This window comes from Promicromonospora sp. NPDC052451, from assembly GCF_044547525.1.
GTDB lineage: Bacteria > Actinomycetota > Actinomycetes > Actinomycetales > Cellulomonadaceae > Promicromonospora.
This window is the reverse complement of the sequence record NZ_JBIUAP010000013.1, coordinates 156,749-181,335: the sequence shown is the minus strand read 5'-3', so window position 1 is coordinate 181,335 and position 24,587 is coordinate 156,749. Positions and strand designations below refer to the sequence as shown.

Genomic DNA, 24,587 nt, shown 5'->3' with positions numbered 1-24,587 from the left:
CCGCGCATCCACCGCCCATTTATTTTGGCGGGTGGCCCCCCCCCCCAACTGTATCGGTGGGTTCTTTTCGCACCACCTTTCAGCCCGCGCGGGGGGGGGGGCCCCCCGGGGGTGGTGCGGGGTGGCCCCACGGGGGGGGGGGGGGCGGGGCCCGGCGGCCGCGCGACCGCACCGTGGTGCGACAAGCATCAGACGCGGCGGCGCTTCGGGGGACGGCAGCCGTTGTGCGCCTGGGGCGTCACGTCCTGGATCGAGCCGACCTCGAGGCCGGTCGCCTGGAGCGAGCGGATGGCGGTCTCGCGACCGGAACCCGGGCCCTTCACGAAGACGTCGACCTTCTTGACGCCGTGCTCCTGCGCGCGGCGAGCGGCCGACTCGGCGGCCATCTGCGCGGCGTACGGCGTGGACTTGCGGGAGCCCTTGAAGCCGACGTGGCCGGCAGAGGCCCACGACACCACGGCACCGGACGGGTCGGTGATCGAGATGATCGTGTTGTTGAAGGTGGACTTGATGTGCGCCTGGCCGAGCGGGACGTTCTTCTTGTCCTTGCGGCGCGGCTTGCGGCCGGCGGCAGCGCGAGTCTTGGGAGGCATCTGTTCTTCTATCTCCTGGTCTGATCGGACCGGGGCGGTCTAGCTCAGCGAGCGACCGCTCCACGGACTGCTGTCAGCGGGCCTTCTTCTTGCCCGCAACGGTGCGCTTGGGACCCTTGCGGGTGCGCGCGTTGGTCTTGGTGCGCTGACCGCGCACCGGCAGGCCGCGGCGGTGGCGCAGGCCCTGGTAGGTGCCGATCTCGACCTTGCGGCGGATGTCGGCCGCGACCTCACGGCGGAGGTCACCCTCGAGCTTGTAGTTGCCCTCGAGGTAGTCGCGGAGCGCAACGAGCTCGGCGTCGCCGAGGTCCTTCACGCGGACGTCCGGGCTGATGCCCGTGGCGGCCAGGGTCTCCTTCGCGCGGGTACGACCCACACCGAAGATGTACGTGAGCGCAACCTCAAGCCGCTTGTCGCGGGGGAGGTCGACGCCGATAAGACGTGCCATGTGCCTTCCGGCTCCTGTACTGCTCGTCGGAGGTCTGCCGCACCGCCATCCCGTGGTTTCTCACGGGCCCCGGCCTCCGGACCGAGGGTTCCCCGCCCCGCGTCGCGCGGAGTGGTTCGAGGTGGTGCGCTGGTGGTGGCCTCAGCCACCGGCCCGGGCAGGTGCCCGGAGGATGATCAGCCCTGGCGCTGCTTGTGGCGCAGGTTGTCGCAGATCACCATGACGCGACCGTGCCGGCGGATCACCTTGCACTTGTCGCAGATCTTCTTGACGCTCGGCTTGACCTTCATCGGATTTTCCTCCGCCACGCGCGTCCGGTCGCCCGGGTGAGCACGAGGCAGTGTCGTGGGTGGTCGATCGTGCGGCGACGTCACCTCTGGCCAGGCCGTGAGTGACATAGCCCCGGATCGGGGACTGACTACTTGTAGCGGTAGACGATCCGGCCGCGGGACAGGTCGTACGGGCTGAGCTCCACCACCACGCGGTCCTCGGGGAGGATCCGGATGTAGTGCTGCCGCATCTTGCCCGAGATGTGCGCGAGAACCTTGTGACCGTTCGACAGCTCCACGCGGAACATCGCGTTCGGCAGAGCCTCGACCACGCTGCCCTCGATCTCGATGACACCGTCCTTCTTTGCCATATCCTCCGCTAACTCTCGTCGTGACTGCTTCCACGCCCACGGCGTCGCAGGTACCCTGCGCAACCGGCAGTCGGGTGTGGATGTCGTGTGCGTCCGTGTGCCGCCTGCCTCGTGTGCCTCGACCTGCGCCCCGCTCGCGCGGGGACCGGCAGGCGCTCGTGGCACCCTTTCAAGAACTGGAGGCGTTGAACGGACTACACCCAGCGGTCCAGCCTACGCCACTTCGGAAAGCATTCAAAGCGCAGGCCCACGCCGACGCCGCCCGCGGGCCGTGAGTCTCGCCACGCACCCCGCAGTGCCCGCGGTCGAGGCGCCGCTCGGCCGGCGTCCGGTCACAGGTCGTACTCGACGCCAGGTGGTCCGATCATCGTGTGCGGCAGGCTGCCGACGAGGAAGAACAGCATCGGGAGCCAGCCGAGCACCATGCCCAGCCCGAGCGCCACGAGCACCGAGCTGCCGCGAGCCGTCCACAGCCACACCCCGACCAGCCACACCACCACGCCGAGCAGGAGCACCGACTCCCAGACGAGGAGCGACGTGCCGAACCCGAGCACGATGCCCACCCACAGGAACGGGCTCGGCACGAGGCGCCGTGCCCATACCGCCGACCAGCGGCCGAGGCGCCGCAGGCCCCGGCCGGCGGCGGGAAGCACCCGGGCGTACCACGGGCGCCCGGAAGACCCTGGCACCGCGTGCTCGGGCGTCGTACGGGGCGCCTCCCCGCGCGGGCGGGCGCCAGCTCGCGAGGGGGCCGTGCCACCCGAGGGAGTGTGCGCTTCCTTGGTCACCCGGTGATCGTAGCCAACTGACCCCAGGTTAAATAGTCCTCGGGACGGAATCGCTCAGCCGAGGTCGACCGGCTGCACCCCGAAGACGCCGAGGCGCTCCGCTCCCCCGTCGATCGCGGTCAGGACGACGATGCCGTCCTCCGTGATCGCGGTCGAGTGCTCCCAGTGCGCCGCCCGGGACCCGTCGACGGTGACCACGGTCCAGTCGTCCTGAAGGACGCTCGTCTCCGCGCCGCCCCGCGTGATCATCGGCTCGATGGCCAGACACATGCCCGGGCGCAGCCGCGGGCCCTGGCCGGACGTCCTGTAGTTGTGGACGTCCGGGGGCTGGTGCATGGCGCTGCCGATGCCGTGCCCCACGTACTCCTCGACGATCCCGTACTCGGTACCGACAAACTCGCCGGCCATCTCGACCGCCGCCTCGACCGCCTCGCCCACGGCGTTCAGGCGCTTCCCGGAGGCCAGCGCCGCGATGCCCGCCCACATGGCCGCGTCGGTCGCCCGGACGAGCGCGATGTCGGCGAGGTCCGCCCCGGCGGCGACCAGGTCGTCGTCGGGCAGCCTGTGGTCCAGAGCGCCCTCGGCGCCCAGGACGAAGGAGATGGCGGAGTCACCGTGCCAGCCCTCGACGATCGCACCGCAGTCGATGGAGACGAGGTCGCCCGCCCCGAGCACCCGGCCGCCCGGGATGCCGTGGATGACCTCCTCGTTCACCGACGTGCAGATGACGCCGGGAAAGCCGTGGTAGCCCAGGAACGAGGGCTTGGCACCGGCATCCTCGATCGACCGCGCGGCGACGGCGTCGAGGTCGGCCGTGGTCATGCCCGGCCGGGCCGCCGAGCGGACCGCCGCGAGCGTGTCGGCGACCACCAGACCGGCGCGCCGCATGAGGCGCACCTGGTCCGGCGTCTTGTACTCGATCCGCTCCCGGCCGAAGACCACGCCTCAGCCCAGCTGCGTCGCGAGCGAAGCGACGATGCGGTCGGTGACGTCCGAGATCTCGCCCAGGCCGTCCACCTGCACCAGGAGGTTGCGCTCGCCGTACGCCGCCGTCAGCGGGGCGGTCTGCTCCGCGTAGATGTCGAGGCGGCGGGCGATGGCCTCCTCGGTGTCGTCCTCGCGACCCTCCTGCTCCGCGCGCTTGGCGATGCGCGCGAGCAGCTCGGCACGGTCCGCCGTCAGCTCGATGACGCCGTCCAGCTCCCAGCCGAGACCGGCGAGGATCTGGTCGAGCTCCGTCACCTGGGCCGCGTTGCGCGGGTATCCGTCGAGGATGAAGCCCTGCTTCACGTCCGGCTCACCGAGCCGGTCGCGGACCATGGCGTTGGTGACCTCGTCCGGGACGAGCTCACCCTTGTTCGTGTACTCCTGCGCGGTCCGGCCCAGCTCGGTCTCCCCCGCGATGTTCGCGCGGAAGATGTCACCCGTCGAGATCGGGACGATGCCGAAGACCTCGGCGAGGCGGGCGGCCTGCGTACCCTTGCCCGCGCCCTGCGGGCCCATGATGACCAGACGCGTGACCTGGCCCTCCTGGTCCGGACGAGCGTGCAGCTCGCGGCGAGAGGTGGTGGTGGGAGTCTGGCTCAACGGAGGAATCCTTCGTAGTGGCGCTGCTGCAGCTGGGAGTCGATCTGCTTGACCGTCTCCAGCCCGACACCGACCACGATGAGGATGGAGCTGCCGCCGAACGGCAGGCTGGTGGTGACGCCCAGGAAGACGAGCACCAGCGTCGGGATCAGCGCGATCAGCGCAAGGTACAGGGAACCGGCGGAGGTGATGCGGGTGATCACGAAGTCGAGGTACTCCGCCGTGGGGCGGCCGGCCCGGATGCCGGGGATGAAGCCGCCGTACTTCTTCATGTTGTCCGCGACCTCGTCCGGGTTGAACGTGATCGAGGTGTAGAAGAAGCAGAAGAAGATGATCATCAGCGTGTAGATCGCGATGTACAGCGGCGACGACTGCTGGACCAGGTTGTTCGAGATCCAGACGACCCACTCCTCCGTCTGGTCGCCGAACTGGGCGATCAGGCCGGGGATGGCGAGGATCGACGCCGCGAAGATCACGGGGATCACGCCGGACATGTTGATCTTGATCGGGATGTAGGTGCTGGTGCCGCCGTACATCCGGCGCCCCACCATCCGCTTCGCGTACTGCACGGGGATGCGCCGCTGCGACTGCTCGACGAACACCACGAGGCCGACCACCAGGATGATGACCAGGATCATGATGGTGAAGTTCAGGGCACCGTTGGCGCCACCGGCGATCGACCACAGCGAGGTCGGGAAGCTGGCCGCGATCGACGTGAAGATCAGCAGCGACATGCCGTTGCCGACGCCGCGCTCGGTGATGAGCTCGCCGAGCCACATGACAAGGCCGGTACCGGCGGTCATGGTGATGACCATGAAGACCGAGGTGAGGATGCTGTCGCTCGCGATGACGTCGAGGTCGCAACCCTGGAACAGCAGGCCCTGGCGCGCCGTCGTGATGACGGTGGTGGACTGCAGGATCGCGAGGGCGATCGTCAGGTAGCGGGTGTACTGGGTCAGCTTGGTCTGACCCGACTGGCCCTCCTTGTGCAGCGCCTCGAAGCGCGGGATGACCACGCGAAGCAGCTGCACGATGATGCTCGCCGTGATGTACGGCATGATGCCGAGGGCGAAGATCGACAGCTGCAGCAGAGCACCGCCGCTGAAGACGTTGATCAGGCCGAGCAGGCTGTTGTCACCCGCGAGGGCGATACATTGCTGCACGTTCGCATAGTCCACACCGGGGGTCGGGATGAACGACCCGAGCCGGAAGATCGCCATGATCGCGATCGTGAACAGCAGCTTGCGCCGCAGGTCTGGCGTCCGGAAAGCCCGGCCGAAAGCGCTGAGCACCCTATCCTCCTGGCCCGCCGTTGCGGGATCTCGTGTCGCCGGCGGGACGCCGGCGAGGTGTGTCGAACGTGGGCCAGACCACAACGGTGCAGCCAGACCGTGTCGGATTCTACGTTGCTCACGCGGGTCCGTGGACCACGTTCGCTCCGGGAAATACTCAAGAGAGCACACAGGGCCGGCCGCGCTCACGCGCCGCCGGCCCTGTCAGCTGTCTCAGGCCTCCGAGACCGTACCGCCGGCCGCCAGGATCTTCTCCTTGGCGGACGCCGAGACGCGGTCGACCGCGATCTCGAGCTTGACGGTGACGTCGCCGTTGCCGAGCACCTTCACGGGCTGGCCCTTGCGGACCGCGCCCTTCGCGACCAGGTCCTCGACGGTGACGGAGCCACCCTCGGGGAACAGCTCGGAAAGCTTGTCCAGGTTCACGACCTGGAACTCGACCCGGAACGGGTTCTTGAAGCCACGGAGCTTCGGGAGGCGCATGTGCAGAGGCATCTGCCCACCCTCGAAGCCCGCGGGGACCTGGTAACGAGCCTTCGTACCCTTGGTTCCACGGCCCGCCGTCTTACCCTTCGAGCCTTCACCGCGACCCACACGGGTCTTCGCGGTCTTGGCGCCGGGGGCCGGACGGAGGTGGTGGACCTTCAGCGGCTTGTTCTCCGCCATGATCACTCGACCTCCTCGACGGCGACGAGGTGCGCCACCGTCTTGACCATGCCACGGATCTCCGCGCGGTCCTCCTTCACGGCGGTGTCGCCGATCCGCTTGAGGCCGAGCGTCCGCAGCGTGTCACGCTGGTTCTGCTTGCCGCCGATGGCGGACTTGGTCTGGGTCACCTTGAGCCGAGCCATCACGCACCTGCCTTCGCAGCCGACTCGGCACGACCGGCGGCCTGGGCCCGCAGGAGCGCGGCCGGGGCCACGTCCTCCAGCGCGAGACCACGACGAGCGGCAACAGCAGCCGGCTCCTCGAGGCCCTTCAGGGCCGCGACCGTGGCGTGCACGATGTTGATCGCGTTGGACGAACCGAGCGACTTGCTCAGCACGTCGTGGATACCGGCGCACTCCAGCACGGCGCGCACCGGACCACCGGCGATCACACCGGTACCCGGCGACGCCGGACGCAGGAACACGACACCGGCGGCGGCCTCACCCTGGATGGGGTGCGGGATGGTGCCCTGGATGCGAGGGACGCGGAAGAAGTTCTTCTTCGCCTCCTCGACACCCTTGGCGATCGCCGCGGGCACCTCCTTGGCCTTGCCGTAGCCGACGCCGACGGTGCCGTCGCCGTCGCCCACCACGACGAGCGCGGTGAAGCTGAAGCGACGGCCGCCCTTGACGACCTTGGCGACGCGGTTGATGGTGACGACCTTCTCGACGAAGGCGCTCTTCTCCTCGCGCCCGCCGCGACGGTCGTCCCGACGACCGCCACCACGGCGGTCGTTACGGTCCTTGTTCTCGGTGGCGGCACCCTGGGGGGCGCCGCTGCGCTGCCCTGCAGCCATCAGAGAGTCCTCTTCTTCCGTGCGTTGGTCATCACAGGGCCAGACCGCCCTCGCGGGCGCCGTCAGCCACAGCAGCGACGCGACCGTGGTACTTGTTGCCGCCGCGGTCGAACACGACGGTGTCGACGCCGACAGCCTTGGCACGCTCGGCGACGAGCTCGCCGACCTTGCGGGCCTTGGCCGTCTTGTCGCCGTCGAACGCACGCAGGTCGGCCTCGAGGGTCGACGCCGAGGCGACGGTCTTGCCCACGGTGTCGTCCACGACCTGCGCCACCATGTGGCGCGAGGAGCGGGTGACGACCAGACGCGGACGGACGGCGGTGCCGGTGATCTTCTTGCGCAGGCGCGAGTGACGACGCTGGCGAGCGACGGCCTTGCCCTTGCCCAGGATCTTGATAGCCATCGTCACTTACCAGCCTTTCCGACCTTGCGGCGGACGTTCTCGCCGGCGTAGCGCACGCCCTTGCCCTTGTAGGGCTCAGGCTTGCGGATCTTGCGAATGTTCGCCGCGACCTCGCCGACCTGCTGCTTGTCGATGCCCGAGACCGAGAACTTGGTGGGGCTCTCGACCGCGAACGTGACGCCCGCAGGGGGCTCGACGACGACGGGGTGGCTGAAGCCGAGCGCGAACTCGAGGCTCGAACCCTTCGCCACGACGCGGTAACCAGTACCGACGATCTCGAGCTTCTTCTCGTAGCCCTGGGTGACGCCCGTGATCATGTTGGCGATCAGGGTGCGGGTCAGGCCGTGCAGCGCACGGGAGTTCCGCTCGTCGTCCGGACGGGACACCACGAGCTGGGCGTCCTCCTGGGCGACATTGATGGGTGCGGGCACGGTGTGCTCGAGAGAACCCTTGGGGCCCTTCACGGTCACCAGCGCGCCGCTGACGGTGATGTCCACGCCGGCCGGGACCGGAACGGGAAGCTTGCCGATTCGAGACATTGGCGTTTTCTCCTTTCCGGATTACCAGACGTAGGCGAGGACTTCGCCGCCCACGCCCTTGGCCTGTGCCTGCCGGTCGGTCAGCAGGCCGGAGGACGTGGACAGGATCGCCACGCCCAGGCCGCCGAGGACCTTGGGCAGTTCGGTGGACTTGCGGTAGACGCGCAGGCCGGGCTTCGAGATGCGGCGAACGCCCGCGAGGGCGCGCTCCCGGTTCTGGCCGTACTTCAGCTCGATCGTGAGGGACTTGCCCACCTGGGCGTCCTCCACGGTCCAGCCGGCGATGTAGCCCTCGGCCTGCAGGATCTCAGCAATGTGCGTCTTCAGCTTCGACGACGGCATGGTGACCGTGTCGTGGTGCGCCGAGTTCGCGTTCCGCAGACGGGTCAGCATGTCTGCGATCGGGTCGGTCATAGTCATATCGGGCTCTTGCCCTTCCTCACCGGGGTATCCGGACGGCCATGCTCGGCCGGGCGGACCTACGGCGTAGTTGTGTTACCAGCTGCTCTTGGTGACGCCGGGAAGCTCGCCACGGTGGGCCATCTCCCGCACGCAGATGCGGCACAGGCCGAACTTGCGGTAGACGGAGTGCGGGCGACCGCACTTCTGGCACCGGGTGTAGGCGCGAACCGCGAACTTCGGCTTGCCGGCCGCCTTGTTGATCAGGGCCTTCTTCGCCATGTCAGTTCTCCTTGAAGGGGAAGCCGAGACGGCGCAGCAGGGAGCGGCCCTCGTCGTCGGTCGTCGCCGTCGTCACGACCGTGATGTCCATACCGCGGACCCGGTCGATCTTGTCCTGGTCGATCTCGTGGAACATCGACTGCTCCGTGAGACCGAAGGTGTAGTTGCCGTGCCCGTCGAACTGCTTGGGCGACAGACCGCGGAAGTCGCGGATACGCGGGAGGGCGATCGCCAGCAGGCGGTCGAGGAACTCCCACATCCGGTCGCCACGGAGCGTCACGTGCGCGCCGATCGGCATGCCCTCGCGCAGCTTGAACTGCGCGATCGACTTGCGAGCCTTGGTGACCTGCGGCTTCTGACCGGTGATCGCCGAGAGGTCGCGGATCGCGCCCTCGATGAGCTTCGAGTCCTTGGCCGCGTCGCCGACACCCATGTTCACGACGATCTTGGTGAGACCGCCGGCCTGGTGCACGTTCTTGTGGCCGAACTCCTCGATCAGCGCCGGGAGGATCTCCTCGCGGTACTTCAGCTTGAGGCGCGGCTGGGCCGGGGCCTCGATGGTCGTCTCGGTCATCAGATGTCCTTCCCGGAGCGCTTCGCGACGCGGATTCGGACGGTCTTGGTACGACCGTCACGCTCCACCTGCTCGAGGCGGTACCCGACCCGGGTGCCCTTCTTGGTCTCCGGGTCGACGATCATCACGTTGCTCACGTGGATCGGCGCCTCGACCGTCTCGATGCCACCGGTACGGGTGCCGCGCTGCGACTGGCCCACCTTGGTGTGCTTCGTGACGCGCTGCACGCCCTCGACCACGAGGCGGTCGGAGTCCTTGAGGACCTCGAGCACGCGGCCGGTCTTGCCCTTGTCGCGACCCGAGATCACGATGACCTGGTCGCCCTTCTTGATCTTCGCCATGGTCAGAGCACCTCCGGGGCCAGCGAGATGATCTTCATGAACCGCTTGTCGCGCAGCTCACGGCCGACCGGGCCGAAGATACGGGTGCCGCGAGGCTCGCCGTCGTTCTTCAGGATGACGGCGGCGTTCTCGTCGAACTTGATGTAGGAACCGTCGGGACGGCGGCGCTCCTTGGCGGTCCGGACGACGACGGCCTTGATGACGTCGCCCTTCTTCACGTTGCCGCCCGGGATCGCGTCCTTGACGGTGGCGACGATGGTGTCGCCGATACCGGCGTAGCGACGGCCGGAGCCACCGAGAACGCGGATGCAGAGGATCTCCTTGGCACCCGTGTTGTCGGCGACCCGAAGTCGCGACTCCTGCTGGATCATGTGAGTGAACTCCTGTCGTCGAACTGGTTCTCGCTCGGACTGCTTCCGGCGAGCCTGGTCGAACGGATAGTTGCTGTGCCGGGGGCGCCACGCGTACGTGTGTCACGCACCGCCCCCGGCGGGAAGAGAAGTCTTACTTGGCCTTCTCGGCGATCTCCACCAGACGCCACCGCTTGGTAGCGGACAGCGGGCGGGTCTCCATGATGACGACCAGGTCGCCGATGCCGGCGGTGTTCTGCTCGTCGTGCGCCTTGACCTTGTTGGTGCGACGGATGACCTTGCCGTAGAGCGGGTGCTTCACCCGGTCCTCGACCTCGACCACGATGGTCTTGTCCATCTTGTCGCTGACCACGTAGCCACGGCGCACCTTACGCGTCGTGCGCTGGGCCTGCGCGGCCTCAGCAGTCGTGTTCTCGCTCATTGCCTCACTCACTCACGCTCGGAGCCGTACGGATACCGAGCTCGCGCTCGCGCAGGATCGTGTAGATCCGGGCGATGTCGCGACGCACGGCCTTGAGCCGGCCGTGGCTCTCGAGCTGGCCGGTCGCCGACTGGAAGCGGAGGTTGAACAGCTCCTCCTTGGCTTCCTTCAGCTTGGCGACGAGAGTCTCGTCGTCCATGCCATCCAGATCGATGGGGGCCAGCCCCTGCGTACCGATAGCCATCAGACACCACCCTCGCGCACCACGAAACGGCACTTCATCGGGAGCTTGTGCATCGCGCGGCGCATGGCCTCGCGAGCAAGGGACTCGTCAACACCGGCCAGCTCGAAGACGACGCGGCCGGGCTTGACGTTGGCGACCCACCACTCCGGCGAACCCTTACCGGAACCCATGCGGGTCTCGGCAGGCTTCTTGGTCAGCGGACGGTCCGGGTAGATGTTGATCCACACCTTGCCGCCACGCTTGATGTGACGAGTCATCGCGATACGCGCCGCCTCGATCTGGCGGTTGGTGACGTACGCCGGCTCCAGAGCCTGGATGCCGAAGTCGCCGAACGCGATCTGGGTGCCACCCTTGGCCGCGCCGGAGCGCGACGGGTGGTGCTGCTTGCGGTGCTTGACCCTGCGCGGGATCAGCATGGTCAGGCCTCCGTTCCGGTCTCTGCGGCCGGAGCGGCAGCGGCCTCCGCCGCGGGGGCGGACTCTGCGCTGCGCTCGGCCGGACGCTCGTTGCGACGGCCGCCACGACGCTCGCCGCCACGCTCACCGCGCTCGCCACGGCCACGACCCTGACGGGGAGCGGCGGTGGCCTGCTGGGCGGCGAACTCCTTCTCGGTGACCTCGCCCTTGTAGATCCACACCTTCACGCCGATACGGCCGAACGTGGTGCGGGCCTCGTAGAAGCCGAAGTCGATGTACGCACGGAGCGTGTGCAGGGGCACACGGCCCTCGCGGTAGAACTCCGAACGGCTCATCTCGGCGCCGCCGAGGCGACCCGAGACCTGCACGCGGATGCCCTTCGCGCCGGCGCGCTGCGCGGACTGCATGCCCTTGCGCATCGCACGACGGAAGGAGACACGGCTGGCGAGCTGCTCGGCGATGCCCTGAGCAACCAGCTGCGCGTCGATCTCGGCGTTCTTGACCTCGAGGATGTTGAGCTGGACCTGCTTGCCCGTAAGCTTCTCGAGCTCGCCGCGGATGCGGTCGGCCTCGGCACCCCGGCGGCCGATCACGATGCCCGGACGCGCCGTGTGGATGTCCACGCGGACGCGGTCGCGGGTGCGCTCGATCTCGACCTTGGAGATGCCGGCCCGCTCGAGGCCGGTGCCCATGAGCTTGCGGATCTGCACGTCCTCACGGACGTAGTCGCGGTACCGCTGACCAGGCTTGGTGCTGTCGGCGAACCAGCGCGACCGGTGGTCGGTGGTGATACCGAGGCGGTACCCGTGCGGGTGAACCTTCTGTCCCACTATCGGGCCCCTTCCTTGACGGTCTGCTTGTCGGCGATCACCACGGTGACGTGGCTCGTGCGCTTGAGGATGCGCGTGGCACGTCCCTGAGCCCGCGGGCGGAACCGCTTGAGCGTCGGCCCCTCGTCGACGAACGCGACGGAGACGACCAGGTCGTTCTCGTCGAAGCGCTCGCTGGCGCGGTCGGCCTTCACCCGAGCGTTGGCGATCGCGCTCTCCACAACCTTGCGGATCGGCTCGCTGGCGGCCTGCGGTGCGAACTTCAGCACCGCGACGGCCTCAGAGGCCTGCTTGCCACGGATGAGGTCCACGACGCGCCGGGCCTTCTGGGGCGTGACACGGACGAACCGCGCCTGCGCCTTGGCTTCCATTGCTGTCCTGCTTCCTTTTCTCAGACAGTCCAGGTCATCACTGCTGTGGGTGGGGAGATCCCCACGCCTCAGCGGCGACGACCCTTCCTGTCGTCCTTCACGTGGCCGCGGAAGGTCCGCGTGGGAGCGAACTCGCCGAGCTTGTGGCCGACCATCGCCTCGGTCACGAAGACCGGGACGTGCTTGCGACCGTCGTGCACGGCAAAGGTGTGACCGAGAAAGTCGGGCGTGACGACCGACCGACGGGACCAGGTCTTGATGACGTTCTTGGTCCCCTTCTCGTTCTGGACGTCCACCTTCTTCTGGAGGTGGCCGTCGACGAAGGGGCCCTTCTTCAGGCTACGAGGCATGTTTCAGGCTCCTATCAGCGCTTCTTGCCGGTACGACGGCGACGGACGATCATCCGGTCGCTCGACTTGTTCGGACGGCGGGTACGACCCTCCGCCTGGCCCCAGGGGCTGACGGGGTGACGACCACCGGACGTCTTACCCTCACCACCACCGTGGGGGTGGTCGACCGGGTTCATGGCGACACCACGGACGGTCGGGCGCTTGCCCTTCCAGCGCATGCGGCCGGCCTTGCCCCAGTTGATGTTCGACTGCTCGGCGTTGCCGACCTCGCCGACCGTCGCGCGGCAGCGCAGGTCGACGTTGCGGATCTCGCCGGACGGCATGCGCAGCTGCGCGTACGGGCCGTCCTTGGCAACGAGCTGCACCGACGCACCAGCCGAACGCGCGATCTTCGCACCGCCGCCGGGCCGGAGCTCGATGGCGTGGATGACCGTACCGGTCGGGATGTTGCGCAGCGGCAGGTTGTTGCCGGGCTTGATGTCGGCGCCTGCACCGGCCTCGATGCGGTCGCCCTGCGACAGCTTGTTCGGCGCGATGATGTAGCGCTTCTCGCCGTCCGCGTAGTGCAGGAGCGCGATGCGAGCCGTGCGGTTGGGGTCGTACTCGATGTGAGCGACCTTCGCGGGCACGCCGTCCTTGTCGTGGCGACGGAAGTCGATGACGCGGTAGGCGCGCTTGTGGCCGCCACCCTTGTGCCGCGTCGTGATGCGACCGGTGTTGTTACGACCACCGGTCTTGCTCAGCGGGCGGATCAGCGACTTCTCGGGCTGCGAGCGCGTGACCTCGACGAAGTCGGCGACGCTGGAGCCACGACGGCCGGGCGTCGTCGGCTTGTACTTACGGATTCCCATGGAAACCTGTCCTCAATCGTCTCTCGTCAGCTCAGCCGACCGGACCGCCGAAGATGTCGATCGTGCCCTCGCGGAGGGTGACGATCGCACGCTTCGTGTCCTTGCGCTTGCCGAGGCCGAAACGCGTGCGACGCGTCTTGCCCTTGCGGTTGATCGTGTTCACCGAGGCGACCTTGACGCTGAAGACCTTCTCGATCGCGATCTTGATCTCGGTCTTGTTGGCGCTCGGGTCCACGATGAAGGTGTACTTGCCCTCGTCGAGAAGGTTGTAGCTCTTCTCGGAGACGACCGGCGCGAGCAGGATGTCGCGCGGGTCCTTCACGGTGACGCTCACTTTGCGGTCTCCTCAGCGGTCTCGGCCTCGGACTCCGTGGCGACAGCCTTCGCGCCCTTGGCCGGGCCCTCGAGGAACGCGGCGAGCGCGCCCTCGGTGAAGATGACGTCGTCGGAGACGAGCACGTCGTAGGTGTTCAGCTGGTCGGCGACCAGGAGGTGCACCTCGGGGACGTTGCGCAGCGACTTGATCGTGATCTCGTCGTCCCGCTGGGTCACGACGAGCACGTGCTCGCGCGTGGTCAGCTTCGCGATCGTGCCGAGCGCCGTCTTGGTCGACGGTGCGCCGTCCAGGCCGAAGCCGGTGACGACGTGCACGCGACCGGCACGGGCGCGGTCCGAGAGAGCGCCACGCAGGGCGGCGGCCTTCATCTTCTTCGGGGTGCGCTGGTCGTACTTGCGCGGCTGCGGGCCGTGGACGGTGCCACCGCCGGCGAACTGCGGGGCGCGGGTCGAACCCTGACGGGCGCGGCCGGTGCCCTTCTGCTTGTACGGCTTCTTGCCACCACCGCGGACCTCGCCGCGGGTCTTGGTGGCGTGCGTCCCCTGGCGGGCGGCGGCGCGCTGCGCGACGACCACCTGGTGGATCAGCGGGACGTTCACGGCGACGTCGAACACCTCAGCGGGGAGCTCGGCCGTGCCGGACTTCTTGCCCTGGGCGTCGACGACGTCCACGGACAGAGCGGTCTGCGTGGTCATGGCTGCGGTCACGCTCCCTTCGCGGCGTTACGCACGAGGACGACGCCACCCTTGGGGCCGGGAACCGCGCCCTTGACGAGCAGCAGACCCTTCTCGGCGTCGACCGCGTGAACGGTCAGGTTCTGGGTGGTCTGACGGGCGTTACCCATCCGACCAGCCATCCGCAGGCCCTTGAAGACTCGCGACGGCGTCGAGGCGCCACCGATCGAACCCGGCTTGCGGTGGTTGCGGTGCGCACCGTGCGAGGCGCTCACGCCGGCGAAGCCGTGGCGCTTCATGACACCGGCGGTGCCCTTGCCCTTGGTGGTGCCGACCACGTCGACCACGGCACCGGCCTCGAACACCTCGGCGGTGATCTCCTGGCCGAGCGTGAACTCGGACGCGTTCTCGGTGCGGATCTCGGCGACGTGACGACGCGGCGTCACACCGGCCTTCTCGAAGTGGCCCTTGAGGGGCTTGGTGACCTTGCGCGGGTCCACCTGGCCGGCCGCGAGCTGCACAGCCGCGTAGCCGTCGGTGTCCACCGTGCGGATCTGGGTCACCACGTTCGTGCCCACGGAGACCACGGTCACCGGCACGAGGCGACCCGCCTCGTCCCAGAGCTGGGTCATACCGAGCTTGGTCCCGAGCAACGCGGTCACGTTCTTCTGCTGGTTGGTCATGATGTCCTCCAGCCTCAGAGCTTGATCTCGATGTTCACGTCCGCCGGCAGGTCGAGTCGCATGAGCGAGTCGACGGCCTTGGGCGTGGGATCGATGATGTCGATGAGCCGCTTGTGCGTACGCATCTCGAAGTGCTCGCGGCTGTCCTTGTACTTGTGAGGCGACCGGATCACGACGAAGACGTTCTTCTCCGTCGGCAGCGGCACCGGACCCACGACCGTCGCACCAGCGCGAGTCACCGTGTCGACGATCTTGCGCGCCGAGCTGTCGATGACCTCGTGGTCGTAGGACTTGAGCCGGATGCGGATCTTCTGTCCCGCCATGGCGTCGTCTGACTCTCTCTCTCGAACCGCTACTGACCGACCCACGCACTCGGGCGTGTCGCTTGGAGCGGCACAGCCGGGCGCAGAGCACCATTCCTGGTGCCGGGGCCGTTGGGAAGTGATCTGCCCTGGTACGAGACCGGGACCGACCACGACGTTTGCCGAGCCTGCTCGGAACAGTGCCTCCGGAGATCCGGAGAACGTGTGCTCCGCGGGGCGCCCTGTACAGATCGAAACAGGCGACAACCCGCGACCCCTTACCCGGACTTCTCCCCGGGTGGGTGACCGCTCCAGCCTCTGTCGGTCCGGACTGACCGGACCGAGGACTGCGGTTCTGCACACTGTTCGACACTTGAAAGAGCGCGCCTGTTACAGGCAACTATGCAATCTTGCCACACGTCCTGGCATCGGCCAAACGGAGCGCGTGTGACGCCCGCTACGTGCGCGAAGGGGCCCGGACGCCGAAGCGCCCGGGCCCCCTCGTGTCAGCTGACTTCCGTCAGATGAACCTGTGCTCCAAGATCACTTGAGGATCTTGGTGACACGGCCGGAACCGACCGTGCGGCCACCCTCGCGGATGGCGAAGCCCAGGCCCTCCTCCATGGCGATCGGCTGGATCAGCTCGACCGTCATCTCGGTGTTGTCGCCGGGCATGACCATCTCGGTGCCCTCGGGCAGCGTGATGACGCCGGTGACGTCCGTGGTGCGGAAGTAGAACTGCGGGCGGTAGTTCGAGTAGAACGGGTTGTGACGGCCACCCTCGTCCTTGCCCAGGATGTAGACCTGAGCCTCGAAGTTCGTGTGCGGGGTGATCGAACCCGGCTTCACGACGACCTGGCCGCGCTCGACGTCCTCGCGCTTGATGCCGCGCAGGAGCAGACCGGTGTTGTCGCCGGCCTGAGCCTGGTCCATCTGCTTGTGGAACGTCTCGATACCGGTGACCGTGGTCTTCTGCGGCTCGCGGATACCGACGATCTCGACGTCGGAGTTGATGTCCAGCGTGCCACGCTCGACCTTACCGGTCACGACGGTGCCACGACCGGTGATCGTGAAGACGTCCTCGATCGGCATGAGGAACGGCTTGTCCAGGTCACGCTGCGGCTCCGGGACGTTCTCGTCCACGGCCTCCATCAGCTCGAGGACCTTCTCGACCCACTCGGGGTCACCCTCGAGGGCCTTGAGGCCCGAGACGCGGACGACGGGAGCGTTGTCGCCGTCGAACTCCTGCGACGACAGCAGCTCGCGGACCTCCATCTCGACGAGCTCGAGGATCTCCTCGTCGTCGACCATGTCGGCCTTGTTGAGCGCCACGAGCAGGTAGGGCACGCCGACCTGGCGGGCGAGCAGCACGTGCTCACGCGTCTGGGCCATCGGACCGTCGGTGGCGGCGACCACCAGGATCGCGCCGTCCATCTGGGCGGCACCGGTGATCATGTTCTTGATGTAGTCGGCGTGACCCGGGGCGTCAACGTGCGCGTAGTGACGCTTGGGCGTCTCGTACTCGATGTGCGCAATGTTGATCGTGATACCGCGCTGCTTCTCCTCCGGCGCGGCGTCGATCTCGTCGAAGTTGCGCTGGACGTTCGCCGGCAGGTCCGGGTACTTGTCCGCGAGGGTCTTCGAGATCGCCGCGGTCAGCGTCGTCTTGCCGTGGTCGACGTGACCGATCGTGCCGATGTTGACGTGCGGCTTGGTCCGCTCGAACTTGGCCTTAGCCACTGGGGTCCTCCTGGGACTTGGGTAGATGTTCCGAACGTTGCAGATGCTCGGCCAAGAAGCCTACAACTGCGGGGCGTTGCGGTTTTTCCTACAGGTTGGTTGTGCGGGTCGACCTGTGGGGACTCACTCGCCCCGGGTCTTCTTGATGATCTCTTCGGCAACCGCCTTGGGAACCTCGGCATAGCTGTCGAACTGCATCGAGTACACCGCGCGACCCTGGGTCTTCGACCGCAGGTCACCGATGTAGCCGAACATCTCGCTCAGCGGCACCTGGGCGCGAACGACCTTGACACCGGTCGCGTCCTCCATGGACTGGATCATGCCACGTCGGGAGTTGATGTCGCCGATCACGTCGCCCATGTATTCCTCGGGCGTACGCACCTCGACGGCCATGACCGGCTCGAGCAGGACCGGGTCGGCGCGCTTGACGCCTTCCTTGAAGACCATCGAACCGGCGATCTTGAACGCCATCTCCGAGGAGTCGACGTCGTGGTAGGCACCGTCGATCAGCGTCGCCTTCACGCCGACCACGGGGAAGCCGGCCAGCACACCCTGCTGCATGGCCGCCTGGATACCGGCGTCCACGGACGGGATGTACTCGCGCGGGATACGACCACCGGTGACGGCGTTCTCGAACTCGTAGAGCTCGCCCTCCGTCGTCTCCAGCGGCGCGAAGGTCACCTGGACCTTGGCGAACTGGCCGGAACCACCGGTCTGCTTCTTGTGCGTGTAGTCGATCTTCTCCGCCACCCGGCGGATCGTCTCGCGGTACGCGACCTGCGGCTTGCCGACGTTCGCCTCGACCTTGAACTCGCGACGCATGCGGTCGACGAGGATGTCGAGGTGGAGCTCGCCCATACCGCCGATGACGGTCTGGCCGGTCTCCTCGTCCAGCTTCACGCGGAAGGTCGGGTCCTCCTCGGCGAGCTTCTGGATGGCGGTCGACAGCTTCTCCTGGTCGGCCTTCGTCTTCGGCTCGATGGCCACGTCGATGACCGGCTCCGGGAAGGTCATCGACTCCAGGATCACCGGGTTCGCCGGGTCGCTCAGGGTGTCACCGGTGGTGACGTCCTTGAGCCCGATGAACGCGTAGATGTGGCCGGCCTGCGCCTCCTCGACCGGGTTCTCCTTGTTGGAGTGCATCTGGAAGAGCTTCCCGATGCGCTCCTTCTTGCCCTTGGTCGAGTTCTGGACCTGGGCGCCCTGGGCGACCTTGCCGGAGTAGACGCGGACGTAGGTGAGCTTGCCGAAGAACGGGTGCGACGCGACCTTGAACGCCAGCGCCGAGAACGGCTCCGTGGCGTCCGCGTGCCGCACGACGACCTTCTCCTCGTCCTTGACGTCGTGGCCCTCGATGGAGGGGACGTCGAGCGGCGAGGGCAGGTAGTCGATCACGGCGTCGAGCATGGGCTGCACGCCCTTGTTCTTGAACGCCGAGCCGCACAGGACCGGGAAGGCCTCCGAGTTGATGACGAGCTTGCGGATGCCGCCCTTGATCTCGGCGACCGTCAGCTCCTCACCACCGAGGTACTTCTCCAGGAGCTCCTCGTCGGTCTCGGCGACGGCCTCGACCAGCTGGGCGCGGTACTCCTCCGCCTTCTCCTGGAGGTCGGCCGGGATCTCCTCGACCTCGTACTCCTCGCCCATCTTGGTGTCGCCGCGCCACGTGAGCGCCTTCATCTCGACCAGGTCGACGACGCCCTCGAAGTCGTTCTCAGCACCGATCGGGAGCTGGATGACGAGCGGCTTCGCCTTGAGGCGGTTGATGATGGTGTCCACGGTGAAGTAGAAGTCCGCACCGAGCTTGTCCATCTTGTTGACGAAGCAGATGCGCGGGACGTCGTACTTGTCCGCCTGGCGCCACACGGTCTCCGACTGGGGCTCGACACCCTCCTTGCCGTCGAACACGGCAACGGCACCGTCGAGCACGCGGAGCGAACGCTCCACCTCGACCGTGAAGTCGACGTGACCCGGCGTGTCGATGATGTTGATCTGGTTGTTCTTCCAGTAGCAGGTCGTCGCGGCGGACGTGATCGTGATGCCGCGCTCCTGCTCCTGCTCCATCCAGTCCATCGTCGACGCGCCGTCGTGCGTCTCACCGATCTTGTAGTTCACACCCGTGTAGAACAGGATGCGCTCGGTCGTCGTGGTCTTGCCGGCATCGATGTGGGCCATGATGCCGATGTTGCGGACCTTGTTCAGGTCGGTCAGCACGTCGAGTGCCACGGTGTCTTACCCCTTGGTCTAAAGGTGGGTGGGGAGCCGGCGGCTGCATCCACCGACGGCCCCGGGGGTCACCCGGGGCCGTTCGGAAGCTACTACCAGCGGTAGTGCGCGAAGGCCTTGTTGGAGTCGGCCATCTTGTGCATGTCCTCGCGGCGCTTGACCGCGGCACCGAGACCGTTCGACGCGTCGAGGATCTCGTTCATCAGGCGCTCGGTCATCGTCTTCTCGCGACGAGCGCGGGAGAAGTCGGTGAGCCAGCGCAGCGCGAGCGTCGTGGCGCGAGCCGGGCGCACGTCGACCGGCACCTGGTACGTGGCACCACCGACGCGGCGCGAACGCACCTCGAGCGCGGGACGGACGTTGTCGAGCGCGCGCTTGAGCACGACGACCGGGTCACCGTCGGTCTTGGCACGGACGCCCTCGAGCGCACCGTAGACGATCGCCTCGGCGGTCGACTTCTTGCCGTCGAGCAGGACCTTGTTGATCAGCTGCGTGACGACCGGGGACCCGTACACCGGGTCGACGATGAGCGGCCGCTTCGGGGCCGGACCCTTGCGGGGCATCAGCTCTTCTCCTTCTTGGCGCCGTAACGGGACCGAGCCTGCTTGCGGCCCTTCACGCCCTGCGTGTCGAGCGCGCCGCGGACGATCTTGTAGCGGACACCGGGGAGGTCCTTCACACGGCCACCACGCACGAGCACGATGGAGTGCTCCTGGAGGTTGTGGCCGACACCGGGGATGTACGCGGTGACCTCGACCTGCGAGGAGAGCTTCACACGGGCGACCTTGCGGAGGGCCGAGTTCGGCTTCTTGGGGGTGGTGGTGTACACACGGGTGCACACGCCGCGCCGCTGCGGGGAACCCTTGAGGGCCGGGGTCTTCGACTTCCCGGCCTTCGAGGTCCGCCCCTTGCGGACGAGCTGCTGGATCGTAGGCACTACGTCTCCGTCGTCTTCTTGAGCTTCGGCGACGCCCTGCCGGCGTCCCCGTCGATGGTTCTGGCTTGTGCGTGCCGATCGCATGCGGCACCCACAGCCCCCACGGGGACTGCTACGCCACTTACCACCGGCTCGATGGCCCGGCTCCGCCGTCGGGGCACGACGTGCCCCGGGAGGTTCTCGCCGGGGTGCCCACGCACTCACATCGGCCGCTTCCGAAGCCGCCTTGCGGCGGCCTTCAGGAGGTGCGGCCCGACGGCGCAGGCACGGACTCCTAGGTTACCCGCGTGTTTACGGGGGGTCAAAACGAATCGGGTGTGAGGTGCGCCCGAGAAACCGCGGGAACAAGCGAGCGAACCTGCCAGATGCCCCCGCCGTCCCAGACGTGCAGGTCACGGGAATGACCTGCACGTCTGACACGTCAGCGCGCTTCTGACAGGTTCGCTACTTCGCGGTCAGGACCGGATCAGCGGAAGTCGCCGAGGTCCAGGTCCTCCAGCGGGATCGCCTCGCCCGAGCCCATGCCGAGCGTCGGGAAGTCGATCTCGTCGTAGCCGAAGCTCGGGTAGAGCTCGGCCTTGGCCTGCTCGGTGGGCTCGACCTCGACGTTGCGGTAACGGGGCAGACCCGTACCGGCCGGGATGAGCTTACCGATGATGACGTTCTCCTTGAGGCCCAGCAGCGGGTCGCGACGACCGCTCATCGACGCCTCGGTGAGCACCCGGGTGGTCTCCTGGAAGGAGGCCGCCGAGAGCCACGAGTCGGTCGCGAGCGACGCCTTCGTGATACCCATCAGCTCCGGACGGCCGGCGGCCGGCTGGCCACCCTCCGACACGGCCTTGCGGTTCGCGTCCTCGAAGCGCATGCGCTCCGCGAGCTCACCCGGCAGCAGCTGCGAGTCACCCGAGTCGAGCACGGTCACGCGACGCAGCATCTGCCGCACGATGACCTCGATGTGCTTGTCGTGGATGTCCACACCCTGGCTGCGGTAGGTCTCCTGGACCTGGTCCACCAGGTGCGTCTGCGTGGCACGGGGGCCGAGGATGCGCAGCACCTTCTTCGGGTCGACGGCACCCTGGACGAGCTGGGTACCGACCGTCACGTGGTCGCCGTCCGCGATCTTGAGGCGCGCACGCTTCGTGACCGGGTACTTGATCTCCTCGCCACCGTCGTCCGGCGTCAGCACGAGGTGACGCGTCCGCTCGGTGTCCTCGATCGTCACGCGACCCGTGTACTCCGCGATGGGCGCCTCACCCTTGGGGGTGCGGGCCTCGAAGAGCTCGGTGACACGCGGCAGACCCTGCGTGATGTCCTCGGCCGCGGCCACACCACCGGTGTGGAAGGTACGCATCGTCAGCTGCGTGCCCGGCTCACCGATCGACTGCGCCGCGATGATGCCGACGGCCTCGCCGATGTCCACGAGCAGACCCGTGGCCAGGGAGCGGCCGTAGCACTTGGCGCAGGTACCGACGCGGGACTCGCACGTCAGGACCGAACGGACCTTGACGTTCTCGATGCCCGCGGCGATGACCTTGTCGATGATGACGTCGCCCGCGTCCGAACCGGCGGCCGCGATGACGTTGCCGTCGGCGTCCACCACGTCGGTCGCGAAGGTACGCGAGTAGATGCTGGTCTCGACGCGGTCGTGCGGGACGAGCGAGCCGTCCGGCAGCTTCTCCGCGACGGGCAGCGTGAGGCCACGCTCGGTGCCGCAGTCCTCCTCGCGGATGATGACGTCCTGCGAGACGTCCACCAGACGACGGGTCAGGTAGCCCGAGTCCGCCGTACGGAGGGCCGTGTCGGCCAGACCCTTACGGGCACCGTGCGTCGCGATGAAGTACTCGAGGACGGACAGGCCCTCGCGGTAGTTGGACTTGATCGGACGAGGGATGATCTCGCCCTTCGGGTTCGCCACGAGACCGCGCATACCGGCGATCTGACGGACCTGCATCCAGTTACCACGGGCACCCGAGCCCACCATGCGCATGACGGTGTTGCGCTGGTCGCTCTCGAGGTTCTCCCGCATCGCCGAGGCGACGCGGTCGGTGGCCTGCGTCCAGATCTCGATGAGCTCCTGACGGCGCTCGTCGTCGGTGATCAGACCCTTGTCGAACTGCTGCTGGACCTTGAGGGCCCGGGCCTCGTGCTCGTCGAGGATCTCGCCCTTGACGGTCGGTGCCGCGACGTCCGAGATGGCGATCGTGACACCGGAGCGCGTGGCCCAGCGGTAGCCGGCGTCCTTCAGCGCGTCCAGCGCCGCGGCCACCTCCACCTTCGGGTACCGCTCCGCGAGGTCGTTGACGATCGTCGACAGGCGCTTCTTGTCGGCCACACCGTTCTCGTACGGGTAGTCGACGGGCAGCGCCTCGTTGAACAGGTACCGGCCGAGGGTGGTGTCGAACAGGAGCTGCTGCCCCTGCTCCCAGCCCTCGGGCGCCTCGAAGTCCTTCAGCGGCGGCACGAGGTCCGACATCCGAAGCTTGATCTTGGCGTTGATGTCCAGCTCGCCCCGGTCGAAGGCCATGATGGCCTCGGCCACGGAACCGAACGCACGACCCTCGCCCACGGCGCCCGGACGGTCGCTCGTGAGGTGGTGCAGACCGATGATCATGTCCTGCGAGGGCATGGTCACCGGACGGCCGTCCGACGGCTTGAGGATGTTGTTGCTCGAGAGCATGAGGATGCGGGCCTCGGCCTGCGCCTCGGCGCTCAGGGGCAGGTGCACGGCCATCTGGTCACCGTCGAAGTCGGCGTTGAACGCGCCGCAGACGAGCGGGTGCAGGTGGATGGCCTTGCCCTCGACGAGCTGCGGCTCGAACGCCTGGATGCCCAGGCGGTGCAGCGTCGGCGCACGGTTCAGGAGCACGGGGTGCTCCGTGATGACCTCTTCGAGCACGTCCCAGACCACGGGGCGGGTGCGCTCGACCATGCGCTTGGCGCTCTTGATGTTCTGCGCGTGGTTCAGCTCCACGAGCCGCTTCATGACGAACGGCTTGAACAGCTCGAGCGCCATCTGCTTGGGCAGACCGCACTGGTGCAGCTTGAGCTGCGGGCCGACGACGATGACCGAACGGCCCGAGTAGTCGACGCGCTTGCCGAGCAGGTTCTGACGGAACCGGCCCTGCTTGCCCTTGAGCATGTCGGAGATCGACTTCAGCGGACGGTTGCCGGGGCCCGTGACCGGGCGACCACGACGGCCGTTGTCGAACAGCGAGTCCACGGCCTCCTGGAGCATCCGCTTCTCGTTGTTGACGATGATCTCCGGCGCGCCCAGGTCCAGGAGCCGCTTGAGGCGGTTGTTCCGGTTGATGACGCGGCGGTACAGGTCGTTCAGGTCCGACGTCGCGAACCGGCCACCGTCGAGCTGCACCATCGGGCGCAGGTCCGGCGGGATGACCGGGACGGCGTCGAGCACCATCGCCGTGGGCGAGTTGGTGGTCGTCAGGAACGCGTTCACGACCTTGAGGCGCTTGAGGGCGCGGGTCTTGCGCTGGCCCTTGCCCGAGCGGATGGTCTCGCGCAGGGACTCGGCCTCGGCCTCCAGGTCGAAGTTCTGCAGGCGCTGCTGGATCGCGTTCGCGCCCATCGCACCCTCGAAGTAGGTGCCGTAGCGGTCCTGGAGCTGGCGGTACAGCATCTCGTCGCCCTCGAGGTCGGCGACCTTGAGGTTCTTGAACCGGTCCCAGACCTGCTCGAGGCGGTCCAGCTCCTGGTCCGCGCGCTTGCGGATCTGAGCCATCTCGCGCTCGGCGGAGTCGCGCACCTTGCGGCGCGCGTCGGCCTTGGCACCCTCGGCCTCGAGCTCGGCCAGGTCGGCCTCGAGCTTCTGGGCGCGGGTGTTGATGTCGTTGTCCCGGCGGTCGGAGATCTCCTTCTTCTCGAGGTCGATCTCGTTCTGCAGGTTGGGCAGGTCCTCCTGGCGCGCCTCCTCGTCGACCGAGGTGATCATGTACGCCGCGAAGTAGATGACCTTCTCCAGGTCCTTCGGGGCGAGGTCCAGCAGGTAGCCCAGGCGGGACGGCACGCCCTTGAAGAACCAGATGTGCGTGACGGGGGCGGCCAGCTCGATGTGGCCCATGCGCTCACGGCGCACCTTGGAGCGCGTGACCTCGACACCGCAGCGCTCGCAGATGATGCCCTTGAAGCGCACGCGCTTGTACTTGCCGCAGTAGCACTCCCAGTCACGGGTGGGGCCGAAGATCTTCTCGCAGAAGAGCCCGTCCTTCTCCGGCTTGAGGGTGCGGTAGTTGATGGTCTCGGGCTTCTTCACCTCACCGTGCGACCAGGCACGGATGTCCTCGGCCGTGGCGAGGCCGATACGCAGCTCGTCGAAGACGTTGACGTCGAGCAAGATGTCCTACTTCCTGAAGTTCTCGAAAATCCTTGGTGTCCAGGACCGCGCCTGGTGTCCAGGTCGGCGCCCGGGGGGCCCGGGCGCCGACCG

Annotated in this window: 34 protein-coding genes; all 34 read right to left on the bottom strand. The window is 67.5% G+C overall.

The window, feature by feature from the left end:
* Positions 1–188 precede the first annotated feature (188 nt).
* Complete coding sequence (gene rpsK, locus ACIG47_RS21330; RefSeq protein WP_020016139.1) at positions 189–593, bottom strand: 30S ribosomal protein S11; 405 nt, start codon at positions 591–593, stop codon at positions 189–191.
* A 73-nt stretch (positions 594–666) separates the two neighbouring features.
* Complete coding sequence (gene rpsM / locus ACIG47_RS21325) at positions 667–1,041, bottom strand: 30S ribosomal protein S13 (RefSeq protein ID WP_119139878.1); 375 nt, start codon at positions 1,039–1,041, stop codon at positions 667–669.
* Between the two features lie 176 nt (positions 1,042–1,217).
* Complete coding sequence (gene rpmJ, locus ACIG47_RS21320) at positions 1,218–1,331, bottom strand: 50S ribosomal protein L36 (RefSeq protein ID WP_003956441.1); 114 nt, start codon at positions 1,329–1,331, stop codon at positions 1,218–1,220.
* Positions 1,332–1,459: 128 nt separating this feature from the next.
* Entirely contained in the window at positions 1,460–1,681 is a 222-nt protein-coding gene (gene infA, locus ACIG47_RS21315) for a translation initiation factor IF-1 (RefSeq protein WP_029290613.1), read from the bottom strand.
* A gap of 332 nt (positions 1,682–2,013) precedes the next feature.
* Entirely contained in the window at positions 2,014–2,334 is a 321-nt protein-coding gene (locus tag ACIG47_RS21310) for a hypothetical protein (RefSeq protein ID WP_397433050.1), read from the bottom strand.
* 189 nt (positions 2,335–2,523) lie between these two features.
* A complete protein-coding gene (gene map, locus ACIG47_RS21305) occupies positions 2,524–3,411 on the bottom strand; it encodes a type I methionyl aminopeptidase (protein ID WP_397433049.1) in 888 nt (295 codons plus the stop codon).
* A gap of 3 nt (positions 3,412–3,414) precedes the next feature.
* Complete coding sequence (locus ACIG47_RS21300; RefSeq protein WP_397417330.1) at positions 3,415–3,972, bottom strand: adenylate kinase; 558 nt, start codon at positions 3,970–3,972, stop codon at positions 3,415–3,417.
* An 80-nt stretch (positions 3,973–4,052) separates the two neighbouring features.
* Complete coding sequence (gene secY / locus ACIG47_RS21295; RefSeq protein ID WP_397417163.1) at positions 4,053–5,348, bottom strand: preprotein translocase subunit SecY; 1,296 nt, start codon at positions 5,346–5,348, stop codon at positions 4,053–4,055.
* Positions 5,349–5,561: 213 nt separating this feature from the next.
* Complete coding sequence (gene rplO / locus ACIG47_RS21290) at positions 5,562–6,014, bottom strand: 50S ribosomal protein L15 (protein WP_026365835.1); 453 nt, start codon at positions 6,012–6,014, stop codon at positions 5,562–5,564.
* 2 nt (positions 6,015–6,016) lie between these two features.
* Positions 6,017–6,199, bottom strand: coding sequence for a 50S ribosomal protein L30 (gene rpmD, locus ACIG47_RS21285; protein WP_020016131.1), 183 nt, complete (start codon positions 6,197–6,199; stop codon positions 6,017–6,019).
* The gene (gene rpsE, locus ACIG47_RS21280) at positions 6,199–6,852 is read right to left on the bottom strand and encodes a 30S ribosomal protein S5 (RefSeq protein WP_397417167.1); all 654 of its coding nucleotides are present in this window, start codon (positions 6,850–6,852) and stop codon (positions 6,199–6,201) included. The genes rpmD and rpsE overlap by 1 nt, the downstream gene beginning before the upstream one ends.
* Before the next feature lie 31 nt (positions 6,853–6,883).
* Entirely contained in the window at positions 6,884–7,255 is a 372-nt protein-coding gene (gene rplR, locus ACIG47_RS21275) for a 50S ribosomal protein L18 (protein ID WP_397417170.1), read from the bottom strand.
* Between the two features lie 2 nt (positions 7,256–7,257).
* On the bottom strand, positions 7,258–7,794 hold the full coding sequence (rplF, locus tag ACIG47_RS21270; protein ID WP_119139890.1) for a 50S ribosomal protein L6: 537 nt from the start codon (positions 7,792–7,794) through the stop codon (positions 7,258–7,260).
* Between the two features lie 21 nt (positions 7,795–7,815).
* On the bottom strand, positions 7,816–8,214 hold the full coding sequence (gene rpsH, locus ACIG47_RS21265) for a 30S ribosomal protein S8 (RefSeq protein ID WP_119139892.1): 399 nt from the start codon (positions 8,212–8,214) through the stop codon (positions 7,816–7,818).
* Between the two features lie 75 nt (positions 8,215–8,289).
* A complete protein-coding gene (locus tag ACIG47_RS21260; protein ID WP_020016126.1) occupies positions 8,290–8,475 on the bottom strand; it encodes a type Z 30S ribosomal protein S14 in 186 nt (61 codons plus the stop codon).
* A gap of 1 nt (position 8,476) precedes the next feature.
* Complete coding sequence (rplE, locus tag ACIG47_RS21255; RefSeq protein WP_397417174.1) at positions 8,477–9,049, bottom strand: 50S ribosomal protein L5; 573 nt, start codon at positions 9,047–9,049, stop codon at positions 8,477–8,479.
* Positions 9,049–9,390, bottom strand: coding sequence for a 50S ribosomal protein L24 (rplX, locus tag ACIG47_RS21250; RefSeq protein ID WP_020016124.1), 342 nt, complete (start codon positions 9,388–9,390; stop codon positions 9,049–9,051). Before rplX ends, rplE begins: the two co-directional genes overlap by 1 nt.
* A 2-nt stretch (positions 9,391–9,392) precedes the next feature.
* Complete coding sequence (rplN, locus tag ACIG47_RS21245; protein WP_020016123.1) at positions 9,393–9,761, bottom strand: 50S ribosomal protein L14; 369 nt, start codon at positions 9,759–9,761, stop codon at positions 9,393–9,395.
* Positions 9,762–9,894: 133 nt separating this feature from the next.
* Entirely contained in the window at positions 9,895–10,182 is a 288-nt protein-coding gene (gene rpsQ / locus ACIG47_RS21240; protein ID WP_253835551.1) for a 30S ribosomal protein S17, read from the bottom strand.
* Positions 10,183–10,186: 4 nt separating this feature from the next.
* Positions 10,187–10,426: a 50S ribosomal protein L29 gene (rpmC, locus tag ACIG47_RS21235; RefSeq protein WP_116673593.1), complete on the bottom strand. Its 240-nt coding sequence runs from the start codon at positions 10,424–10,426 to the stop codon at positions 10,187–10,189.
* Positions 10,426–10,842 carry a 50S ribosomal protein L16 gene (gene rplP / locus ACIG47_RS21230; protein ID WP_119139900.1) on the bottom strand — a complete coding sequence of 139 codons (417 nt, stop codon included), beginning with the start codon at positions 10,840–10,842 and terminating at the stop codon, positions 10,426–10,428. Before rplP ends, rpmC begins: the two co-directional genes overlap by 1 nt.
* A 2-nt stretch (positions 10,843–10,844) precedes the next feature.
* On the bottom strand, positions 10,845–11,672 hold the full coding sequence (gene rpsC / locus ACIG47_RS21225) for a 30S ribosomal protein S3 (RefSeq protein WP_397417177.1): 828 nt from the start codon (positions 11,670–11,672) through the stop codon (positions 10,845–10,847).
* Positions 11,672–12,043 (bottom strand): 50S ribosomal protein L22, encoded by a 372-nt coding sequence (gene rplV, locus ACIG47_RS21220; protein WP_397433047.1) that lies wholly within the window; start codon positions 12,041–12,043, stop codon positions 11,672–11,674. The genes rpsC and rplV overlap by 1 nt, the downstream gene beginning before the upstream one ends.
* 68 nt (positions 12,044–12,111) lie before the next feature.
* Complete coding sequence (rpsS, locus tag ACIG47_RS21215) at positions 12,112–12,393, bottom strand: 30S ribosomal protein S19 (RefSeq protein WP_020016117.1); 282 nt, start codon at positions 12,391–12,393, stop codon at positions 12,112–12,114.
* A 14-nt stretch (positions 12,394–12,407) separates the two neighbouring features.
* Positions 12,408–13,244, bottom strand: a complete 837-nt coding sequence (gene rplB / locus ACIG47_RS21210; protein ID WP_020016116.1) for a 50S ribosomal protein L2 — start codon at positions 13,242–13,244, stop codon at positions 12,408–12,410.
* Between the two features lie 31 nt (positions 13,245–13,275).
* Positions 13,276–13,578, bottom strand: coding sequence for a 50S ribosomal protein L23 (gene rplW / locus ACIG47_RS21205; protein ID WP_020016115.1), 303 nt, complete (start codon positions 13,576–13,578; stop codon positions 13,276–13,278).
* The gene (gene rplD / locus ACIG47_RS21200) at positions 13,575–14,276 is read right to left on the bottom strand and encodes a 50S ribosomal protein L4 (RefSeq protein WP_397417186.1); all 702 of its coding nucleotides are present in this window, start codon (positions 14,274–14,276) and stop codon (positions 13,575–13,577) included. Before rplD ends, rplW begins: the two co-directional genes overlap by 4 nt.
* A gap of 8 nt (positions 14,277–14,284) precedes the next feature.
* Complete coding sequence (gene rplC / locus ACIG47_RS21195) at positions 14,285–14,938, bottom strand: 50S ribosomal protein L3 (protein WP_397417189.1); 654 nt, start codon at positions 14,936–14,938, stop codon at positions 14,285–14,287.
* 14 nt (positions 14,939–14,952) lie between these two features.
* Positions 14,953–15,261: a 30S ribosomal protein S10 gene (gene rpsJ / locus ACIG47_RS21190; protein ID WP_019146773.1), complete on the bottom strand. Its 309-nt coding sequence runs from the start codon at positions 15,259–15,261 to the stop codon at positions 14,953–14,955.
* A 522-nt stretch (positions 15,262–15,783) separates the two neighbouring features.
* Positions 15,784–16,980: an elongation factor Tu gene (gene tuf / locus ACIG47_RS21185; RefSeq protein ID WP_397417191.1), complete on the bottom strand. Its 1,197-nt coding sequence runs from the start codon at positions 16,978–16,980 to the stop codon at positions 15,784–15,786.
* Between the two features lie 123 nt (positions 16,981–17,103).
* Entirely contained in the window at positions 17,104–19,206 is a 2,103-nt protein-coding gene (gene fusA / locus ACIG47_RS21180) for an elongation factor G (RefSeq protein WP_397417193.1), read from the bottom strand.
* A 92-nt stretch (positions 19,207–19,298) separates the two neighbouring features.
* Positions 19,299–19,769 carry a 30S ribosomal protein S7 gene (rpsG, locus tag ACIG47_RS21175; RefSeq protein WP_119139920.1) on the bottom strand — a complete coding sequence of 157 codons (471 nt, stop codon included), beginning with the start codon at positions 19,767–19,769 and terminating at the stop codon, positions 19,299–19,301.
* A complete protein-coding gene (gene rpsL / locus ACIG47_RS21170) occupies positions 19,769–20,143 on the bottom strand; it encodes a 30S ribosomal protein S12 (RefSeq protein WP_020016109.1) in 375 nt (124 codons plus the stop codon). Before rpsL ends, rpsG begins: the two co-directional genes overlap by 1 nt.
* A gap of 466 nt (positions 20,144–20,609) precedes the next feature.
* Complete coding sequence (locus tag ACIG47_RS21165; RefSeq protein ID WP_397417196.1) at positions 20,610–24,494, bottom strand: DNA-directed RNA polymerase subunit beta'; 3,885 nt, start codon at positions 24,492–24,494, stop codon at positions 20,610–20,612.
* Between the last annotated feature and the right edge of the window lie 93 nt (positions 24,495–24,587).

What these genes read in the sequence shown, in the direction of transcription:
- rpsK (WP_020016139.1), bottom strand. Translation starts at nt 593, where the DNA reads ATGCCTCCCAAGACTCGCGCTGCCGCCGGCCGCAAGCCGCGCCGCAAG.
- rpsM (WP_119139878.1), bottom strand. Translation starts at nt 1,041, where the DNA reads ATGGCACGTCTTATCGGCGTCGACCTCCCCCGCGACAAGCGGCTTGAG.
- rpmJ (WP_003956441.1), bottom strand. Translation starts at nt 1,331, where the DNA reads ATGAAGGTCAAGCCGAGCGTCAAGAAGATCTGCGACAAGTGCAAGGTG.
- infA (WP_029290613.1), bottom strand. Translation starts at nt 1,681, where the DNA reads ATGGCAAAGAAGGACGGTGTCATCGAGATCGAGGGCAGCGTGGTCGAG.
- ACIG47_RS21300 (WP_397417330.1), bottom strand. Translation starts at nt 3,972, where the DNA reads ATGGGCCCGCAGGGCGCGGGCAAGGGTACGCAGGCCGCCCGCCTCGCC.
- rplO (WP_026365835.1), bottom strand. Translation starts at nt 6,014, where the DNA reads ATGGCGGAGAACAAGCCGCTGAAGGTCCACCACCTCCGTCCGGCCCCC.
- rpmD (WP_020016131.1), bottom strand. Translation starts at nt 6,199, where the DNA reads ATGGCTCGGCTCAAGGTGACCCAGACCAAGTCCGCCATCGGCGGCAAG.
- rpsE (WP_397417167.1), bottom strand. Translation starts at nt 6,852, where the DNA reads ATGGCTGCAGGGCAGCGCAGCGGCGCCCCCCAGGGTGCCGCCACCGAG.
- rplR (WP_397417170.1), bottom strand. Translation starts at nt 7,255, where the DNA reads ATGGCTATCAAGATCCTGGGCAAGGGCAAGGCCGTCGCTCGCCAGCGT.
- rplF (WP_119139890.1), bottom strand. Translation starts at nt 7,794, where the DNA reads ATGTCTCGAATCGGCAAGCTTCCCGTTCCGGTCCCGGCCGGCGTGGAC.
- rpsH (WP_119139892.1), bottom strand. Translation starts at nt 8,214, where the DNA reads ATGACTATGACCGACCCGATCGCAGACATGCTGACCCGTCTGCGGAAC.
- ACIG47_RS21260 (WP_020016126.1), bottom strand. Translation starts at nt 8,475, where the DNA reads ATGGCGAAGAAGGCCCTGATCAACAAGGCGGCCGGCAAGCCGAAGTTC.
- rplE (WP_397417174.1), bottom strand. Translation starts at nt 9,049, where the DNA reads ATGACCGAGACGACCATCGAGGCCCCGGCCCAGCCGCGCCTCAAGCTG.
- rplX (WP_020016124.1), bottom strand. Translation starts at nt 9,390, where the DNA reads ATGGCGAAGATCAAGAAGGGCGACCAGGTCATCGTGATCTCGGGTCGC.
- rplN (WP_020016123.1), bottom strand. Translation starts at nt 9,761, where the DNA reads ATGATCCAGCAGGAGTCGCGACTTCGGGTCGCCGACAACACGGGTGCC.
- rpsQ (WP_253835551.1), bottom strand. Translation starts at nt 10,182, where the DNA reads ATGAGCGAGAACACGACTGCTGAGGCCGCGCAGGCCCAGCGCACGACG.
- rpmC (WP_116673593.1), bottom strand. Translation starts at nt 10,426, where the DNA reads ATGGCTATCGGTACGCAGGGGCTGGCCCCCATCGATCTGGATGGCATG.
- rplP (WP_119139900.1), bottom strand. Translation starts at nt 10,842, where the DNA reads ATGCTGATCCCGCGCAGGGTCAAGCACCGCAAGCAGCACCACCCGTCG.
- rplV (WP_397433047.1), bottom strand. Translation starts at nt 12,043, where the DNA reads ATGGAAGCCAAGGCGCAGGCGCGGTTCGTCCGTGTCACGCCCCAGAAG.
- rpsS (WP_020016117.1), bottom strand. Translation starts at nt 12,393, where the DNA reads ATGCCTCGTAGCCTGAAGAAGGGCCCCTTCGTCGACGGCCACCTCCAG.
- rplB (WP_020016116.1), bottom strand. Translation starts at nt 13,244, where the DNA reads ATGGGAATCCGTAAGTACAAGCCGACGACGCCCGGCCGTCGTGGCTCC.
- rplD (WP_397417186.1), bottom strand. Translation starts at nt 14,276, where the DNA reads ATGACCACGCAGACCGCTCTGTCCGTGGACGTCGTCGACGCCCAGGGC.
- rplC (WP_397417189.1), bottom strand. Translation starts at nt 14,938, where the DNA reads ATGACCAACCAGCAGAAGAACGTGACCGCGTTGCTCGGGACCAAGCTC.
- rpsJ (WP_019146773.1), bottom strand. Translation starts at nt 15,261, where the DNA reads ATGGCGGGACAGAAGATCCGCATCCGGCTCAAGTCCTACGACCACGAG.
- rpsG (WP_119139920.1), bottom strand. Translation starts at nt 19,769, where the DNA reads ATGCCCCGCAAGGGTCCGGCCCCGAAGCGGCCGCTCATCGTCGACCCG.